The 16,559-nt window shown below is 68.7% G+C and carries 15 protein-coding genes; 10 read left to right on the forward strand and 5 right to left on the reverse strand.

Translation table 11 applies throughout. From position 1 onward, the window contains the following. Positions 1 to 6 precede the first annotated feature (6 nt). Positions 7 to 1,110, reverse strand: a complete 1,104-nt coding sequence (locus NTM_RS11870; RefSeq protein ID WP_163766386.1) for an epoxide hydrolase family protein — start codon at positions 1,108 to 1,110, stop codon at positions 7 to 9. Between the two features lie 32 nt (positions 1,111 to 1,142). Between NTM_RS11870 and NTM_RS11875 the strand changes: the two genes are divergently transcribed. Beyond that, a complete protein-coding gene (locus NTM_RS11875; protein WP_163766387.1) occupies positions 1,143 to 1,589 on the forward strand; it encodes a hypothetical protein in 447 nt (148 codons plus the stop codon). Between the two features lie 3 nt (positions 1,590 to 1,592). Here the strand turns inward: NTM_RS11875 and NTM_RS11880 are convergent, their stop codons facing one another. Then, a complete protein-coding gene (locus tag NTM_RS11880) occupies positions 1,593 to 2,285 on the reverse strand; it encodes a hypothetical protein (RefSeq protein ID WP_163766388.1) in 693 nt (230 codons plus the stop codon). A gap of 40 nt (positions 2,286 to 2,325) precedes the next feature. On the opposite strand from NTM_RS11880, the gene NTM_RS11885 reads away from it, so the two are divergent. The 3 genes from NTM_RS11885 to gjpA all read left to right on the forward strand — a co-directional run bounded on the left by NTM_RS11885 (position 2,326) and on the right by gjpA (position 6,737). Then, positions 2,326 to 3,027, forward strand: a complete 702-nt coding sequence (locus NTM_RS11885) for a P-loop NTPase family protein (RefSeq protein ID WP_163766389.1) — start codon at positions 2,326 to 2,328, stop codon at positions 3,025 to 3,027. Further along, positions 3,027 to 5,036, forward strand: coding sequence for a YhgE/Pip domain-containing protein (locus NTM_RS11890; RefSeq protein ID WP_163766390.1), 2,010 nt, complete (start codon positions 3,027 to 3,029; stop codon positions 5,034 to 5,036). The genes NTM_RS11885 and NTM_RS11890 overlap by 1 nt, the downstream gene beginning before the upstream one ends. A 351-nt stretch (positions 5,037 to 5,387) precedes the next feature. Further along, positions 5,388 to 6,737 carry an outer membrane porin GjpA gene (gene gjpA / locus NTM_RS11895; protein ID WP_163766391.1) on the forward strand — a complete coding sequence of 450 codons (1,350 nt, stop codon included), beginning with the start codon at positions 5,388 to 5,390 and terminating at the stop codon, positions 6,735 to 6,737. A 64-nt stretch (positions 6,738 to 6,801) separates the two neighbouring features. On the opposite strand, the gene NTM_RS11900 is transcribed toward gjpA, so the two are convergent. After that, positions 6,802 to 8,274 carry an acetyl-coenzyme A carboxylase carboxyl transferase subunits beta/alpha gene (locus NTM_RS11900; protein WP_163766392.1) on the reverse strand — a complete coding sequence of 491 codons (1,473 nt, stop codon included), beginning with the start codon at positions 8,272 to 8,274 and terminating at the stop codon, positions 6,802 to 6,804. Between the two features lie 26 nt (positions 8,275 to 8,300). On the opposite strand from NTM_RS11900, the gene NTM_RS11905 reads away from it, so the two are divergent. From NTM_RS11905 to NTM_RS11930, 6 genes are all read left to right on the forward strand, one after another. Then, positions 8,301 to 9,035 carry an enoyl-CoA hydratase gene (locus NTM_RS11905; RefSeq protein ID WP_104862270.1) on the forward strand — a complete coding sequence of 245 codons (735 nt, stop codon included), beginning with the start codon at positions 8,301 to 8,303 and terminating at the stop codon, positions 9,033 to 9,035. Continuing rightward, positions 9,035 to 10,153 (forward strand): MBL fold metallo-hydrolase, encoded by a 1,119-nt coding sequence (locus tag NTM_RS11910; protein WP_163766393.1) that lies wholly within the window; start codon positions 9,035 to 9,037, stop codon positions 10,151 to 10,153. The genes NTM_RS11905 and NTM_RS11910 overlap by 1 nt, the downstream gene beginning before the upstream one ends. A gap of 28 nt (positions 10,154 to 10,181) precedes the next feature. Next, positions 10,182 to 11,810 (forward strand): serine hydrolase, encoded by a 1,629-nt coding sequence (locus tag NTM_RS11915; RefSeq protein WP_163766394.1) that lies wholly within the window; start codon positions 10,182 to 10,184, stop codon positions 11,808 to 11,810. A gap of 106 nt (positions 11,811 to 11,916) precedes the next feature. Next, positions 11,917 to 14,313, forward strand: a complete 2,397-nt coding sequence (locus NTM_RS11920) for a cation-translocating P-type ATPase (protein WP_163766395.1) — start codon at positions 11,917 to 11,919, stop codon at positions 14,311 to 14,313. A 9-nt stretch (positions 14,314 to 14,322) separates the two neighbouring features. Then, the gene (locus tag NTM_RS11925; protein WP_163766396.1) at positions 14,323 to 14,604 is read left to right on the forward strand and encodes an antitoxin; all 282 of its coding nucleotides are present in this window, start codon (positions 14,323 to 14,325) and stop codon (positions 14,602 to 14,604) included. 4 nt (positions 14,605 to 14,608) lie between these two features. Then, on the forward strand, positions 14,609 to 15,049 hold the full coding sequence (locus NTM_RS11930; RefSeq protein WP_163766397.1) for a type II toxin-antitoxin system Rv0910 family toxin: 441 nt from the start codon (positions 14,609 to 14,611) through the stop codon (positions 15,047 to 15,049). Positions 15,050 to 15,129: 80 nt separating this feature from the next. Here the strand turns inward: NTM_RS11930 and NTM_RS11935 are convergent, their stop codons facing one another. Both NTM_RS11935 and NTM_RS11940 read right to left on the reverse strand, forming a co-directional pair. After that, a complete protein-coding gene (locus NTM_RS11935) occupies positions 15,130 to 15,801 on the reverse strand; it encodes an NAD(P)H-binding protein (RefSeq protein WP_163766398.1) in 672 nt (223 codons plus the stop codon). Positions 15,802 to 15,938: 137 nt separating this feature from the next. Further along, entirely contained in the window at positions 15,939 to 16,505 is a 567-nt protein-coding gene (locus tag NTM_RS11940; protein ID WP_104862264.1) for an isomerase, read from the reverse strand. Between the last annotated feature and the right edge of the window lie 54 nt (positions 16,506 to 16,559).

Raw genomic sequence — 16,559 nt, forward strand, 5'->3', positions numbered from 1 at the left:
GACCGCTCACCGGAACTCGGCGAAGAACGCGCTCACGTCGTCGACGAACAGCTCGGGCTGCTCGAACGCCGCGAAATGTCCGCCGCGCGGCATCGTCGTCCACCGGGTGATGGTGTAGTTGTCCTCGCACCAGTGCCTCGGCGAGCGCAGGATCTCTTTCGGGAACGACGCCACCCCGGTCGGCAGCGTGACCGCCGCACCGCCGCTGAACGCGTTGAAGCTCTCCCAGTACAGCCGCGCCGACGACGCACCGCTGCCGGTGATCCAGTACAGCATCACGTTGTCGAGCAGCTCGTCTCTGCTCAGCACGTTCTCCGGGTGCCCGTCGCAGTCCATCCACGACCAGAACTTCTCGACGATCCAGGCCATCTGCGCGACCGGTGAGTCGACCAACCCGTAGCCCAGCGTCTGCGGCCGCGTCGACTGCTGCTTGGAGTAGCCGGAGTCCCACTTCTGGTAGTAGCCAAGCCTTTCCAGCGCGGCCTGCTCGTCGGGGCTGGGGTCCGACAACCCGCGCGGCGGACGCCCGAACGGCATGTTGGTGTGGATCGCGACGCAATGCCCGACGTTGCGGCCGATCTGCGTCGTGACCGCCGCACCCCAGTCGCCGCCTTGCGCGCCGTAGCGCTGGTAGCCCAGCCGCACCATCAACTCATCCCATGCGGCGGCGATGTGTTCCACACCCCAGCCGGTGGCGGTGGGTTTCCCGGAGAACCCGTAGCCGGGCAGCGACGGGCAGACGACGTGGAACCCGGCCTCGTTCAGCGGCTCTATCACCTTCGTGAACTCGACCACCGAACCGGGCCAGCCGTGGGTGATGACCAGCGGGAACGCATCCTCGCGCGGCGACCGGCTGTGGATGAAATGGATGTCCAGCCCGTCGATCTCGGTGGTGAACTGGTCGAACCGATTGAGTGCGGCTTCCCTTGCGCGCCAGTCGTATTCGTTGAACCAGTAGTCGGTGAGCTGTTGGGTGTAGGCCAGCGGGATGCCCTGGCTCCAGTCGTCGACGCACTCGGGTTCCGGCCAGCGGGTGCGGTGCAGGCGATCTCGAAGGTCGGTCAGGGCCGAGTCGGGGACGTCGATGCGGAATGGCTGAATGTGGGCCATGCCACATCCTGACATCCGGATAATCGGCAGGTGTGGGGACCCCGGCGCTCATCCTGATCGCGGCCGCGACGCTGGCCATCTGTGTCACGCTCGGCGGTGCGCTCTACGAGGTGCTGGTCGTCGACCCGGCCTGGCCGAAGCGTCCCGGCATCATCCAGGCGCACAACGGCGGCATCTCACGCGTGCGGTTCTGGGTCCCCGCACCGGTGATCTTCGAGGTGCTGCTGGTGCTGACCTTGATCGTCACCTGGGGCACGCCCCGGGTCGGCCCCGCGCTGCTGGTGGCGCTGCTCAGTCATTCGGCGATGCGGTTGTGGACGTTGCTCGACCTGCTGCCCAGGGGAGTCGAGTTCGAGCGGAAGGATCCCGCCGACGTCGACGAGGCCGCGGCGGTGCGCTGGACCAGACGCAACATGGCCCGCATCCCGCTGTTGCTGGTGACCTCCGGCGCGATGCTGGCCGCGCTCGCCGTGGCGTGACGCTCAGGGTTCCAGCTCGCCGAGCATCCGGCTCTCGATGGCCGCCCGAGCCGGCGCGGGCAGCACGATTAGCCCCGCCAGCTCTTTCTGCGCCCGCCCGTACGCGCTCTGGCGCTCCTGCGGCGTCGCGCCGTCGTCGGCAGCCAGCCGTAGCAGATGCTGGGCACGGGACAGTCGCTCCTGGTCTTCGACCGAGAAATCGCTGCGACGTTTCCGGATCGCCTCGGTCTCGGCGGCGTCGAACGCGGCGACGTAGTCGCTGACGGCGTCGCGATAGGCGAGCTGGGCGTCGCGATCGTCGAGGATGTCGTCGATGGTATTGGGACGCAACAGGTCCGCTCGGCTCTTGGCGCGGTGAAAGTCGAGTGTCAGCGGTTCGCGCATATCCGTCATGGCCGGGAAATCGAGGAGTTTGGCGACGTCCACCTCGTAGGACAGCCAGCGTTGGTCGGTGGCGTCGTGGCGGTGCAGGACCTTGGCGATCTCCCGCCTGTTTGTTTCGGTACGTGCCTGATTCGTCGCGCTCGCGTTAGCCAGGGCGATCTTCGTCTGCTGTTTGATGCGATATCGCTCCAGGCGGCGCTGTGCACGACGTTCGCCGGCGGCGGCGATTCCCTTCACCGCGCCGGCGATGGTGCCGCCGAACACGAAGATCAGCCACCAGAAGTTCCCCACCAGCTCGACGAGCGTGTGCACATCCCCAGAATGCCACCGGCGCGTGTGGTGGGATTGGCTGGTGGCAGACGCAGCAGCCCAGGAACCCGCGATCGCCGCGCGGGCGATCACGAAGCGGGGCCCGTCGGGGCCGGTCTACGGCCCGGTCGATCTCGACATCGTCGCGGGCGGACTGACGGTCCTGGTAGCAGCTCCTGGCGTGGGCCGCGACGCGTTGCTGCTGACGTTGGCCGGACGGATGCGGCCCGATGCGGGCACGTTGCTCGTCCTGGGCCGGAGCCGGATCCGGGACATCTTCGACGGAGCCGCGCTGGCCGCGATCGACGGTGTCGACGAGCTCGCCGAAACCGCGACCGTCGGGGATCTGATCACCGAGAAGCTGCGCTGGGATGCTCACTGGTACAAAGTCGTTCGGCGGGCCGACGCGCGCGCACTGACCCGGGTGTGCGGGCCGGTGTTCGGGGATCTGCCGCTGCCGCCGCTGTCGGAGGCCGCCGGGGAACTCAGCGAGCTCGACGCGATGCTGCTGCGGATCGCGCTGGCGAACACGCGCCGTCCCCCGCTCCTGGTGGCCGGCGACATCGAGCAGGTCACCACCGACCGCGACCGCGAGCAGTTGATCGGCCGCCTCGTCGCGCTCGGCGAACACCAGACCGTCGTCACCGCCAGTGCCAACGGCGTGACCACCGCGGGGGTGCGAAACATCGTCGTCGAGGACCGATCTCGGCACGCGGCGGCGACTCAGCAGGAAGGGCAGGCCTGATGGCGCTCGCAGGAATGTCGATGGGTACCGACATCAAGCGGTACTTCCGGGGCACGCTGCCGCGGATCGCGCTGATCACGGTCATCGTGATGCCGCTGTTGTACGGCGCGATGTACCTGTGGGCGTTCTGGAATCCGTTCGCCGAGGTGAACAAGGTTCCGGTGGCGCTGGTCAACGAGGACCGCGGCGCGTCGGCCCAGGGGCAGCAGCTGCGGGCCGGTGACGAGGTCGCGCAGGCGCTGATCGATTCCGGCCAGCTGGATCTGACTCAGATGTCCGCGCAGGATGCTGCCGACGGGGTGGCGCGCGGCGACTACTACTTCTCGATCACGCTGCCGGAGGATTTCAGCGATGCCGTCGGATCGCCGTCGGGCGGTGACCCGCGGCAGGCCCAGATCCGGTTCACCTTCAACGACGCCAACAACTACCTGGCGTCGATCATCGGCCAGAACACGTCGCGCGAGGTCGTCAACCAGATCAACGCCAAGATCGGCGAGCGCACCGTCGGCACGGTGCTGACCGGGCTGACCGACGCCGGCCAAGGGCTCGGCCAGGCCGCCGACGGGGCCCAGCAACTCGCGACGGGCCTGGACGCCGCCAACGACGGAGCCAAGCGACTCGCCGGTGGCGCGGACACGCTGGCCTCGGGTCTGAACAGTGCGAAGTCCGGATCGGCCCAATTAGCTTCGGGAACAAGGCAACTCGCGGGCTCTGTCGACCAGGTCGCTGGACCTCTGCTGGAGACCCTCGACCGGGTCGGAGGGCTGGGCCTGAACCCCGATGACGTCGCGATCGCCGCCCAGCACCTGTCCTCGGCGGTCCGTTCCACCACCGACCGGCTCGCCGCGCTGAACATCAACAGCGCCCAGGCCGCCGCGATCGTCGACCAGGCCGTGGGGTTCCTGCAGGCCAACCCCGATCCCGCGGTGCGCGATGCCGGGCACGCCCTCGCCGGCGCGCAGCGTCTGCTGCGGGCGCAAGGTATCGACCCGACCACCGATGAGGGGCTGATCCGGCTGCGCGACAGCGCGTCCCGGCTGGAGAACGAGCTCGGCGATCCCAACAGTAAGTTGCGGGTTTTCCTGACCCGGGCGCTGGACGGGGGACTGCGCGCCGACGTCGCGAAACTCCGTGACGGGGTCGACGAGCTGAACGCGGGCGCTCAGCGCCTCAGTGCGGGCCTGGTGCAGTTGGCCGATGGTGGGCACCAGCTCTCCGGTGGGGCACATCAACTCGCCGACGGTACGGAGAAGCTGCAGTCCGGCGGCCAGGAGCTGGCCACCAAGCTGCGCGAGGGCAGCACCCAGGTCCCTTCGTGGACGCCAGAGCAGCGCACCGAGGTCGCCCAGACGCTGGCGGCTCCGGTGACCGCGGACCTGGTGACCCATAACCCCGCACCCACCTTCGGTACCGGCTTCGCCCCGTTCTTCATGCCGCTGGCGCTGTTCATCGGTGCGTTGATCGTGTGGATGTTGCTGTCGCCGTTGCAGTCCCGGCCGATCGCCAACGGCCTCGGGGCGTTGCGGGTGGTGCTGGCGTCGTACTGGCCCGCGCTGATGATCGTGGTCTGCCAGGTCGTGGTGATGTACGCGGTGGTGCACTTCGGCGTCGGACTCCAGGCCGTGCACCCGCTGGGGACGGTCGGGTTCCTCGTTCTGATCGGTGGGGCGTTCCTGGCGCTGATCCAGGCCTTCAACGCGCTGTTCGGCGTCGCGGTCGGCCGCGTGGTGACGCTGGCGTTCCTGATGCTGCAGCTGGTGTCGGCGGGCGGCATCTATCCGGTCGAGACGACCGCGAAACCGTTCCAGATCATCCATCCGTTCGACCCGATGACCTACGCGGTCAATGGGCTGCGTCAGCTCACCGTCGGTGGCATCGACACGCGGCTGTGGGTCGCGGTCGCGGTGCTGACGGGGTTGACCGCCGCCTCGATGGCCGCCAGTGCGTGGGCGGCCCGACGCAACCGCCGCTACACGATGGACCGACTGCGACCACCGATCGAGGTCTGACCCTTGGGGGTCTCGCCCCGCTGATGACTTTGCTGGCGTTGGGTGTCATGGCGCTGTGACGTACCCGCAGGCCCGACCGGCCGTTGTGGCGAGGCTTCCTGGCGTGATCGGCCGCTTCGATGTTCAGCTAACTGTCTGTGGCCGTGAACTCGCCGCCGGCGAAGGGGCGCCGCCATGTTCCGACACAGATTTGCCACGTCAGACGCCTGATGTCGCAACCGTCAAATTTGTCAGTTCGGTATAGACCAAAAACTTACTCAGTAGTCAGAAAATGCTTGAAAATGCGAACATCAAAACTTACTTCGGAGTAATGTCCCCGTGGCCTTGATCAGATCGACAAATGGGAGCCATATGTACACCACCCTCCGCCCCTACGCGACCGCCGGTATCGCGTTGCTCGGCGCGAGTGCCATCGCCGTCGCCCCCGTGGTGGCAACCCCCCAGCTGACCGACGTCCGGGTGGCAGCCCCCGGCGTGGCGCTCAGCGCCGCGATCGATCCGCTGACCCCGCTGCTCGACCTCTTCAACACCTCGGAGACCAACTTCGCGGGTCTGGTCAATGCATGGCTGGAGGCGCCGGCGCCGGTGCTGCAGCAGATCATCGCCAACCAGATCAGCTACGTGGGTCAGCTCCCCGACATCGGCGCGATCCTGGAACAGATGGGCGCCAACGTGGTGGCCGCGGCACAGGCGCCGTTCGCCGAAGACCTGAGCTCGATGGCGGAGATGCACCAGGTCATCTACGACATGATCCTCAACGGTATCCCGGGGGCGATCGAGCCCGCGCCGCCGCAACTGGTGCCGCTGCTGAAGTTCACCACCACCTACCTCAGCGGTGCGCTCGTCGGGTTGGCGGGCCTGGTGATGAACCCGGTGCTGGCGTTGGGCGGCGGCATCCACTCCGTCTTCGCGAGCCTCACCGGCGAGAACCCGGACATCGCCGCCGCGATCAACACGCTGATCAACATTCCGACCGCAATGGTCGACGCGTTCCTCAACGGCGGGCAGACGATGAACGTCACGCCGCTGCTGACCGCGCTCGGGATGGAGCTGCCGATCCCCGGTATGGAGGTCGATCTGGCCTTCGGCGGTCTGTTGAGCGCCGGCGGTTCGATGTTCAACAGCCTCAACCTGGTCTTCGGACCCGGCGACGTGGTTCCCGGCCAGGGCGCGGGCTTCATCGGGTCACTGATCGCGCTGACGAAGGTCATCGCGCAGGCCATCGGCTGGGACGGACAGGGCAATCCGCTGGCTCCACCGCTGAACACCTCGACGCTGCGTCAGGCCGCCGACACGTCGTTGATCGCCGGCGACACCGTGACGCTGCCGGTCGCCGCAGACGTCGTCGAAGAGGCGGCGCCGGGCGGTCAAGGTCTCGAATTCTCCACGCAGCCCGTGGTTTCGGTGGAGGAGGAGCCGGCCGTCGACGAGACCGCGGTCATCGGTGACGACGCACCCGCCGAGGAACCGCCGGTCGACGAGGCGCCGGTCGAAGAGGATGCACCGCTCGACGAGGATCTGACCGACGAGGACGTCACCGACGAGAAGGACGCCGACGAGGATGCCGCTGACACGGACTCCGGCGCGGACGACTCTGCTTCGGACGACTCCGCCTCTGACGACTCGGGTTCGGACGACTCGGGTTCTGAGACCGGTGGATCGGCCGACTCGGGTTCGGGCGCTGGCGGATCCGACGACTGATCTGCGCTGAGGTCGGCGTGGTCTTCGGTATCCCCCGCCGAAGACCACGCCGGCCTTTCGGCTTTCAGGCCAGGCCGATGCGGCGGTACCGCTCCAACCTGGCGGCCAGCCGCTCGCCGTCCGGCACCGAGCGCAGCAGGTGCAACTCCCCGGCGATGGTCGCCGACAGGCGTTCGATGAACGCGCGGGGTTCGTCGGCGGCGTCGGGATGTTCGGGGACCACCGCGTCGACGATCCCGTCGCCCAGCAGGTCAACCGACCGGATACCCTGTGCCGCAGCAAGTTCCGGCGCGTGGTCGACATCGCGGAAGACGATCGCGCTGGCCCCCTCGGGTGGTAGCGGCGCCAGCCAGCCGTGCAGTGCGGCGAGCACCCGGTCGGCGGGCACCATCGCCAGCGCCGGGCCGCCGCTGCCCTGGCCGAGCAGCACCGACACCGTCGGGGTGTCCAGCGTGACCAGTTCGGCGAGACAGCGGGCGATCTCACCGGCCAGCCCGCCCTCCTCGGCCTCCGTCGACAGCGCGGGGCCCGCGGTGTCGATGACCAGAACCAGCGGCAACCTCAGGCTCGCCGCCAGCGCCATGCCGCGCCGCGCCTCCCGCAGCGCCGCCGGCCCGACCAGCCCGCCGACCACACGCTGCTGGCCGAGCACCACCGCGGGCTGTCCGCCGAAGCGGGCCAGCGCCAGCATCATCGTCGCCGACTCGCCCTGCCCGGTGCCCGACAGCAGCACCCGCTCGGTGGCGCCGTGGCGCAGCAGGGCGCTGACACCGGGCCGGTCGGGGCGGCGCGAGATCTCCACCGAGTCCCAGGCGGGGATGTCGGGGAGGACCTCGGGGGCGGGTACGGCGGGCGGCGCACCGGGCGGGTCGGCGACCACCTTCAGCGTGCGGTCGATCGTGGCGCGCAGCACCTCCAGGGACACGACCGCGTCGATGACGCCGTGGCGCTGCAGATTCTCCGCTGTCTGCACGCCGGACGGGAACGGCTCACCGTAGAGGTGTTCGTAGACCCGCGGGCCGAGGAACCCGATCAACGCGCCCGGTTCGGCCGCGGTGACATGCCCGAGCGAACCCCACGACGCGAACACCCCGCCGGTGGTCGGATGACGCAGATAGACCAGGTACGGCAGGTGCGCCCGCTTGTGCAGTTCGACGGCCGCGGCGATCTTGACCATCTGCAGGAACGCGACGGTGCCCTCCTGCATCCGGGTGCCACCCGAACTCGGCGACGCCAGCAGCGGCAGCCCCTCGGCGGTGGCGCGTCGCACCGCGGCGGTGATCCGCTCGGCGGCCGCCACCCCGATCGATCCGGCCAGGAAATCGAACTCGCAGGCCACCAGCGCCACGCGGCGGCCGAACACCGTGCCCTCCCCGGTCACGACGGACTCGTCGAGGCCGGTGGCCTCGGCCGCGGCGGCCAGTTCGTCGCGGTACTCGGCGGACGTCACGATCGGCACCGGGGCCGAGTCCCAGCTGACGAAGGAGCTCTCGTCGAGGACGGCGTCGCGCAGGGCGAGGGCTCCGATCCGGCTCATTCGAGAAGGCTAACTACTCTGGGCCCATGATTGGAGTGACCCGAGACGGCCACGTGCTGACGTTGGAGTTGCAGCGCCCCGAGCGCCGGAACGCCCTCAACGTCGAGATCGTGGAAGGTCTGCGCGAAGCGATCGAGAAAGCCGCCACCGAGGACGTCCGCGCGATCGTCCTGACCGGGGCGGGGCACGTGTTCAGCTCGGGGGCCGACCTGTCCGGTGGCCAGGGCGTCGCCGACGAGTTGCCCGAGAAGGCCAAGGCCCTGAATGTGGCGATCGACAAGGCGCCCGTGCCGGTGATCGGCGCGATCAACGGTCCGGCGATCGGCGCCGGGGTGATCCTGTCGATGATCTGCGACCTGCGGGTGGTGGCCCCGGACGCATACTTCCAGTTCCCGGTCGCGAAATACGGTATCGCGCTGGACAACTGGAGCATCCGGCGGCTGACATCGCTGGTCGGCGCCGGCCGGGCCCGCGGAATGCTGCTGGCCGCCGAACGGCTGACCGCCGACGTCGCGCTGCAGACCGGCATGGCCAACCGGATCGGCACGCTCGCCGACGCGCAGGCCTGGGCGCAGGAGATCGCCGGGTTCGCGCCGCTGGCGCTGCAGCACGCCAAGCGGGTGCTCAACGACGACGGCGCCTACGAGGAGCCCTGGCCCGCCCACAAAGAGCTCTACGACCGGGCGTGGGGCAGTCACGACATCATCGAGGCCCAGGTGGCGCGCATCGAGAAGCGCCCGCCGAAGTTCAAGGGCGCCTGATGGTGGCGCGGTCGGCTCTGCGCTACGGCTTCGGGACGGCGTCGCTGTTCGCCGGCGGATGGGTGCTGCGGGCTCTGCAGGGCACGCCGGCCGCGCTGGGGGCGACGCCCGCCGAGATCGCCCCGGGGGCGCGGCGCTCACCGCACTACAGGGTCGGCAAGTTCGTCAACCTGGAGGCGTCGTCGTCGGGGCTGCCGATGGACCGGGAACTGCAGCGCAAGCTGCTGCGCGACCTGGCCAACGCCGGATCGGCCGGTAAACCGCCCGCACCGATCCCGCTCAAGGATCCGCCGACGCCCGAACCGGCCGCGGCCGACGCCGCGGCCAGCTGGTACGGCCACTCCAGCGCGCTGATCGAGGTCGACGGTTACCGCGTGCTGGTCGACCCGGTCTGGAGCCAACGGTGCTCGCCGTCGCGCACCGTCGGACCGCAGCGGTTGCACGACGTCCCGCTGCAGCTGGAGGCGCTTCCCGCCGTCGACGCGGTGGTGATCAGCCACGACCACTACGACCACCTCGACATCGACACGATCATCGCGCTGACCCACACCCAGCGGGCGCCGTTCGTGGTGCCGCTCGGGATCGGCGCGCACCTGCGCAAATGGGGGATCCCGGCGGGCCGGATCGTCGAACTGGACTGGAACGAGGGGCACCGGATCGGCGACCTGACGGTGGTCTGCACTCCTGCCAGGCACTTCTCCGGGCGGCTGTTCTCCCGCGACACGACGCTGTGGGCGTCGTGGGTGATCGCCGGGCCGACGCACAAGGCGTTCTTCGGCGGCGACACCGGTTACACCAAGAGCTTCGCCGACATCGGCGCCGAACACGGTCCGTTCGACCTGACGCTGCTGCCCATCGGCGCGTACCACCCGGCGTTCGCCGACATCCACATGAACCCCGAGGAGGCGGTCCGCGCCCACCTCGACCTCACCGACCCGCACACCAGCGTGCTGGTGCCGGTGCATTGGGCGACGTTCCGGCTCGCGCCGCATCCGTGGGCCGAGCCGGTCGAACGCCTGGTGGCCGCCGCCGAACTCGACGAGGTGCGGCTGGCGGTGCCGATCCCCGGTGAGCGCGTGGTTCCCGGCTCGACATTCGAGCCGTGGTGGCGGCTGTAAGCCGCGGCGACCCAGTACCGTGCTGATCATGAATCCACTGGCTGGGCTTAATGGCTCCTCGCGCAAGCGCTCGTCGGTGTTAGGCGCGCTCGCCGCCGTCGCACTGCTGGCCGGATGCACCGCGGGCAGCGAGGCACCCGCCCCCACGAGCACCGCGGCGCCCGACCGGGCCCTCTCGGACGTACCGCCCCCGCTGGTTCCGGCGCTGCCGTTGCCCGAGAACGCCGTCGCCGATGCGGTCGCGAAGCTCGACGGGCTGGCCGAGGAACTGATGACGAAGTCCGGTATCCCCGGTATGGCGGTGGCCGTCGTGCACGGCGGAGAAACGGTGTACGCCAAGGGTTTCGGAGTCAAGAACAACACCCTGTCGGACGGCCCGGACAACAAGGTCGACGCCGACACCGTGTTCCAGCTCGCGTCGCTGTCCAAACCGCTCAGCGCGACGGTGGTGGCGGCCCTGGTCGGACGCGGCGACGTCGGCTGGGACACTCCGATCGCGTCCCGGCTGCCATGGTTCGCACTCTCCGATCCCGCGGTCACCCCGATGGTCACGGTCGGCGACATGTTCTCGCATCGGTCCGGGCTGCCCGACCACGCCGGAGACCTACTCGAAGACCTCGGATACGACCGGCGCCAGGTGCTGGAACGGCTGCGCGACCTGCCGCTGCGCCCGTTCCGGACCTCCTACGCCTACACCAATTTCGGGCTGACGGCCGGCGCCGAGGCGGTCGCGGCCGGGGCGGGGAAGAGCTGGGAGGACCTGGCCGCGGAGACGCTGCTGCGCCCGCTGGGCATGGAGTCGACCAGCTATCAGTTCGCCGACTACGCCGGTCGCCGGGATCGGGCGGTCGGGCACATCCGCATCGACGACGAATACCAGCCGCGCTACGTGCGGGACGCGCAGGCGCAGTCGCCGGCAGGCGGAGCCAGTTCGTCGGTGACCGACATGACCCGGTGGATGGCGATGGTGCTCGCGCAGGGCAATCACGCCGGCAACCAGTTGATCGACCCGAACGCGCTGCTGCCCGCGATCACCCCGCAGGTCACGTCGTCACCGGCCACCGAACCGGCGATGCGCGCGGGCTTCTACGGGTACGGCTTCAACGTGGGCACCACCTCGGCGGCTCGGACCCAGCTCAGCCATTCCGGCGGGTTCGAGCTCGGCGCGGCCACCAACGTACTGTTCCTGCCGTCTGCCGACGTCGCAATCGTCGCGCTGACCAACGCGACCCCGACCGGCATCCCGGAGACACTCACCGCGCAGTTCGCCGATCTCGTCCAGTTCGGGGAGATCCGCCAAGACTGGTATGCCCTGTACGACAAGGCTTTCGCCGACATGAGCAAGCCACTCGGATCGCTGGTGGGCCAGCAGCGCCCTGCCGATGCGCAGACCCACGGCCCGCTGGACGCCTACACCGGGGTCTATCAGAACGCGTACTGGGGACCGGCGACGGTCACCGAACGTGACGGCGCCCTGGAGCTGGCGCTGGGTCCGCGCGGCGTATTCGACCTGCAGCCGTGGAACGACAACGTCTTCACGTTCGCGATCTCGTCCGAGAACGCGCCTCCCGGAACGGTTTCGACGGCGACCTTCGAGGGCGGCGCGCTGCGGCTGGAGTACTTCGACGAGGAAGGCAACGGGGTGTTCGTCAAATGAGTGCCGCTCCGGCACCGAAATCCACCTTTTGCAGACGAAGTGCGAGTAACCGTCTGCAAAAGGTGGATTTAGGGACGATTGATCCGCCACCGGCCGGACGATCACGATGAGCGCGCCCAGCGACAGCCGGATCACCGGGCTCTCCGACGACGAGGTCGCCGCCCGCGTCGCAGAGGGCAAGACCAACGACGTCCCGACCCGTGCCGCGCGCAGCGTCTCGGAGATCGTCAGGGGCAACGTCTTCACCCGCATCAACGCGATTCTCGGCGTGCTGTTCGTGATCGTGCTCTCGACCGGGTCGGTGATCAACGGCGCGTTCGGTCTGCTGATCATCGCCAACAGCGCGATCGGCATCATCCAGGAGTTGCGCGCCAAGCGCACACTGGACAAGCTCGCCATCGTCGGGCAGGCGAAGCCGTTGGTTCGCCGGCAATCCGGGACACAGCCGCGTCCGCCCAGCGAGGTCGTGCTCGACGACGTCATCGAGTTGGGTCCCGGCGACCAGATCGTCGTCGACGGCGTGATCCTGGAGGAGGCGAACCTCGAGGTCGACGAATCGCTGCTGACCGGTGAGGCCGATGCGATCGCCAAGGACGCCGGCGATCACGTGATGTCGGGCAGTTTCGTCGTCGCGGGCACCGGCGCCTACCGCGCCACCAAGGTGGGCCGGGAAGCGTACGCGGCCAAGCTCGCCGAGGAGGCCAGCAAGTTCACGCTGGTGAAATCCGAACTGCGCAACGGCATCAACCAGATCCTGCGGTTCATCACCTATCTACTGGTGCCCGCCGGTGCGCTGATCATCTACACCCAACTGTTCACCACCGGCGCGGGCTGGCGGGATTCGGTGCTGCGCATGGTCGGCGCGCTGGTGCCGATGGTGCCCGAAGGTCTGGTGCTGATGACCTCGATCGCGTTCGCGGTCGGCGTGATCCGGTTGGGACGCCGGCAATGTCTGGTCAACGAGTTGCCCGCCATCGAAGGGTTGGCGCGGGTCGACGTGGTGTGCGCGGACAAGACCGGGACGCTGACCGAGAACGGCATGCGGGTCAGTGATGTGAAGAAGCTCGACGGTGCCGAGGTGGCGGATGTGCTGGCGCAGTTGGCCGCCGATGATCCCCGGCCCAATGCGAGCATGGCCGCGATCGCCGAGGCCTACGCGATGCCGCCGGGCTGGACCGCGACGGCCACCGCACCGTTCAAGTCGGCGACCAAGTGGAGCGGAACGTCCTACGCCGAACACGGCAACTGGGTCATCGGGGCCCCCGACGTACTGCTCGATCCGGGATCCCCGGTGGCGGAGGAGGCGGAACAGATCGGCGCGCAGGGCCTGCGGGTGCTGCTGCTCGGGTCCAGTGACCGGCCGGTCGACGCGCCCGACGCCCCCGGCGTCGTCACCCCGGCCGCGCTCGTGGTGCTGGAGCAGCGGGTCCGGCCCGACGCCCGCCACACCCTGGATTACTTTGCCTCACAGCACGTGTCGATCAAGGTGATCTCCGGGGACAACGCCGTGTCGGTGGGGGCGGTGGCCGGATCGCTCGGGCTGCAGGGCGAGACGATGGACGCCCGCAAACTGCCCGACCAGCCGGAGGCGCTGGCCGACACGCTGGAGGAGTGCACGACGTTCGGCCGGGTACGGCCCGACCAGAAACGCGCGATGGTGCACGCGCTGCAATCCCACGGGCACACGGTGGCGATGACCGGTGACGGCGTCAATGACGTGCTCGCGCTCAAGGACGCCGACATCGGTGTCGCGATGGGGTCGGGCAGCTCCGCGTCCCGCGCGGTCGCGCAGATCGTGTTGCTCGACAACAAGTTCGCCACCCTGCCGTATGTCGTCGGCGAGGGTCGTCGGGTGATCGGCAACATCGAACGCGTCTCGAACCTGTTCCTGACCAAGACCGTCTACTCGGTGCTGCTCGCGGTGCTCGTCGGATTGGCCGGTTTGTCGTCCGCGATCTTCGACACCGATCCACTGCTGTTCCCGTTCCAGCCGATCCACGTCACGATCGCGGCGTGGTTCACCATCGGGATCCCGGCGTTCATCCTGTCGCTGGCGCCGAACAACGAGCGCGCCCATCCCGGGTTCGTGCGCCGCGTGATGACGTCGGCGCTGCCGTCCGGGCTCGTCGTCGGGATAGCGACGTTCACGTCCTACCTGCTGGCCTACCAGGGCCGGGCGGCCAGCGAGACCGAGCAGACGCAGGCGTCGACGGCCGCGCTGATCACGCTGCTGGTGTCGGCGATCTGGGTGTTGGCAGTCGTCGCGCGGCCGTACGAGTGGTGGCGGGTGCTGCTCGTGGCGGTGTCCGCGCTGGCCTATGTCGCGATCTTCAGCATTCCGTTCGCCAGGGAACTGTTCATCCTCGATCCGTCGAATGTGGCGACGACGTCCACGGCCCTGGCCATCGGTGTCGCCGGCGCCGCCGCGATCGAGGTGATCTGGTGGGCGCAGGGCCGTGTACTGGGCGAACGGCGCAGATTGTGGCGCGCCGCCGATGGGTAAAGTTCTTCCATGGGATTTTTGGATAAGGCCAAGGATCTTCTGTCGAAGAACGCCGACAAGGTCGACACGGTGATCGACAAGGCCGGCGATCTCGTCGACAAGAAGACCCAGGGCAAGTACGCGTCCACCGTCGACAAAGTGCAGGACGCCGCCAAGAAGGCGGTGGCCGACAAAGCCGGTCAGTGGCCCGGCCAGGGGCACACCGAGGGGCAGGCGCCGCCACCCGCCCCACCTCCGGCGTCTCCGCCTCCGCCTCCGCAGCAGCCCCCGACCGCACCGCCCACGTCGTAGGCAGATGGCAAAACTCTCGGTTTCGGTCGACGTACCGCTACCGCCGGAGAAGGCGTGGGATGCGGCCTCGGATCTGTCCCGGTACAAGGAGTGGCTGTCCATCCACCGGGTGTGGCGGTCGAAGCTGCCCGAGGTCATCGAGAAGGGCACGCAGCTCGACTCGATCGTCGAGGTCAAGGGCATGCCGAACCGTATGCGCTGGACTGTCGTGCACTTCCGGCCGCCGGAGGCGATGACGCTCAACGGTGACGGCAAGGGCGGCGTCAAGGTGAAGTTGATGGGCAAGATCAAGCCCAGCGCGCAGGATGCGGATTCGTCGACCGTCACGTTCGACATCCACCTGGGCGGGCCCGCACTGTTCGGCCCGATCGGGATGGTCGTCGCCGGTGCCCTCAAGGGGGACATCCAGGAGTCGCTGAACCGGTTCAAGACCGTGTTCGGCTGACCGCGAGCAGACGCGAACTCGCACGCTTCGGCGTCTGAACACGCGATTTTGTGTCTGCTCGCGGAACGGACCCGGGGCGCTCAGCTCGCCTGCGACGCGACAGACGCGATGGCGGCCTCGATGTCGGTGTCGCCGGAGATCAGTTCGAACGTCTTACCCGCGGTGTCCGGGGCATCGAGCACCGCGACGAGTACCGCGGCCACGTCGGCGCGCGGGATCTTGCCGCGTCCGGTGTTCTCGGCGATCGACACCTTGCCGTTCGCCGGATCGTCGGTGAGCTGACCCGGACGGACGATCGTGCTCAGAAGTGCTGTGCGAGAACGGATCATGTCGTCGGCGGCCCCTTTGGCCCGTAGATAGGCGACGAAGACCTCGTCGGCAGCGTCGTCGGGGGTGTTCACATCGGCGCCCATCGCGGAGATCATCACGTAGCGCGGCACTCCGGCGGCTTCGGCGGCATCGGCGAGCAGGATCGCCGCATCGCGGTCGACGGTCTCCTTGCGGGCGACGCCGCTGCCCGGGCCCGCGCCGGCGGCGAAGATCACCGCGTCGGCGCCGCGCAGGTGCGACGTCACCACGCCGTTGGTGGTGTTCTCCAGGTCGACGACGATCGGCTCGGCGCCGGCCCCCCGCAGATCGTCCTGATGGGCGGGGTTGCGGATGAAGCCGGTGACCGAGTCACCCCGCGCGGACAGGAGTTTTGCCGTGATCAGCGCGATCTTGCCGTGCCCGCCCGCGATGACGACTCGCATGTCCTACCTCCGAGGTGAGGGACGGCCCGGCGCCGCCCCGACGTGCTCTACGTACCCACCCGGGCACCTTTGCCCGCGAGCAGACACAAACTCGCACGATTTTGGGCTGAACCGTGCGAGTTTGTGTCTGCTCGCGGTCAACGGAGCTGTCGGCGCACCAGCTTGCCGAATTCGACGGCCGAGCGGCGCACCGATGCGAACTCCAGCGACACCAGCAGGGTGTCCACCATCGCGAACGGCAGCGTGGTGGCGACCACGCCCCGCCCGTACTCCAGATGCCAGGAGCCGGGGTGGATCGTCAGACCGCGTGCGTGGCCGCGTTCCAGGCAGGTGTGTCCGCCCGGCAGCAGCGGGGGCAGCGGGGTGGTGGCGTCGGACTCCACATCGTAGGAGTCGATCTGCCCGGCCAGCAGGAACTTGTGGATGTCGATGTGTTTGTAGCGGCCGGAGAAGCCCTGGGTGCCGGTGGGGGATCCGAAGATGACCAGGTATTCGCGCGGGCTGAAGTACAGGAACCGCACCTTGCCCAGCACCCCGCCGGCCTTGCTGGCCACCCACCTACCGGGTGTCGGATCGATCAGCCCGGGGTAGTTCTCGGCGAGCAATTCGATTGTGCGGGTGATCAGTTCACCGTTGTACAGGGGTAGTCCCACCGCACCCTTGGTCACCTGGTGCAGCACGACGGGGTCGATGCGGTAGGTCATCGGTCGGACTCCATGGGCAGGGTTGTGGTCGCCGGCAGCCCCACATCGAACACG

The sequence above is a fragment of the Mycolicibacterium parafortuitum genome (assembly GCF_010725485.1).
Taxonomy (GTDB): domain Bacteria; phylum Actinomycetota; class Actinomycetes; order Mycobacteriales; family Mycobacteriaceae; genus Mycobacterium.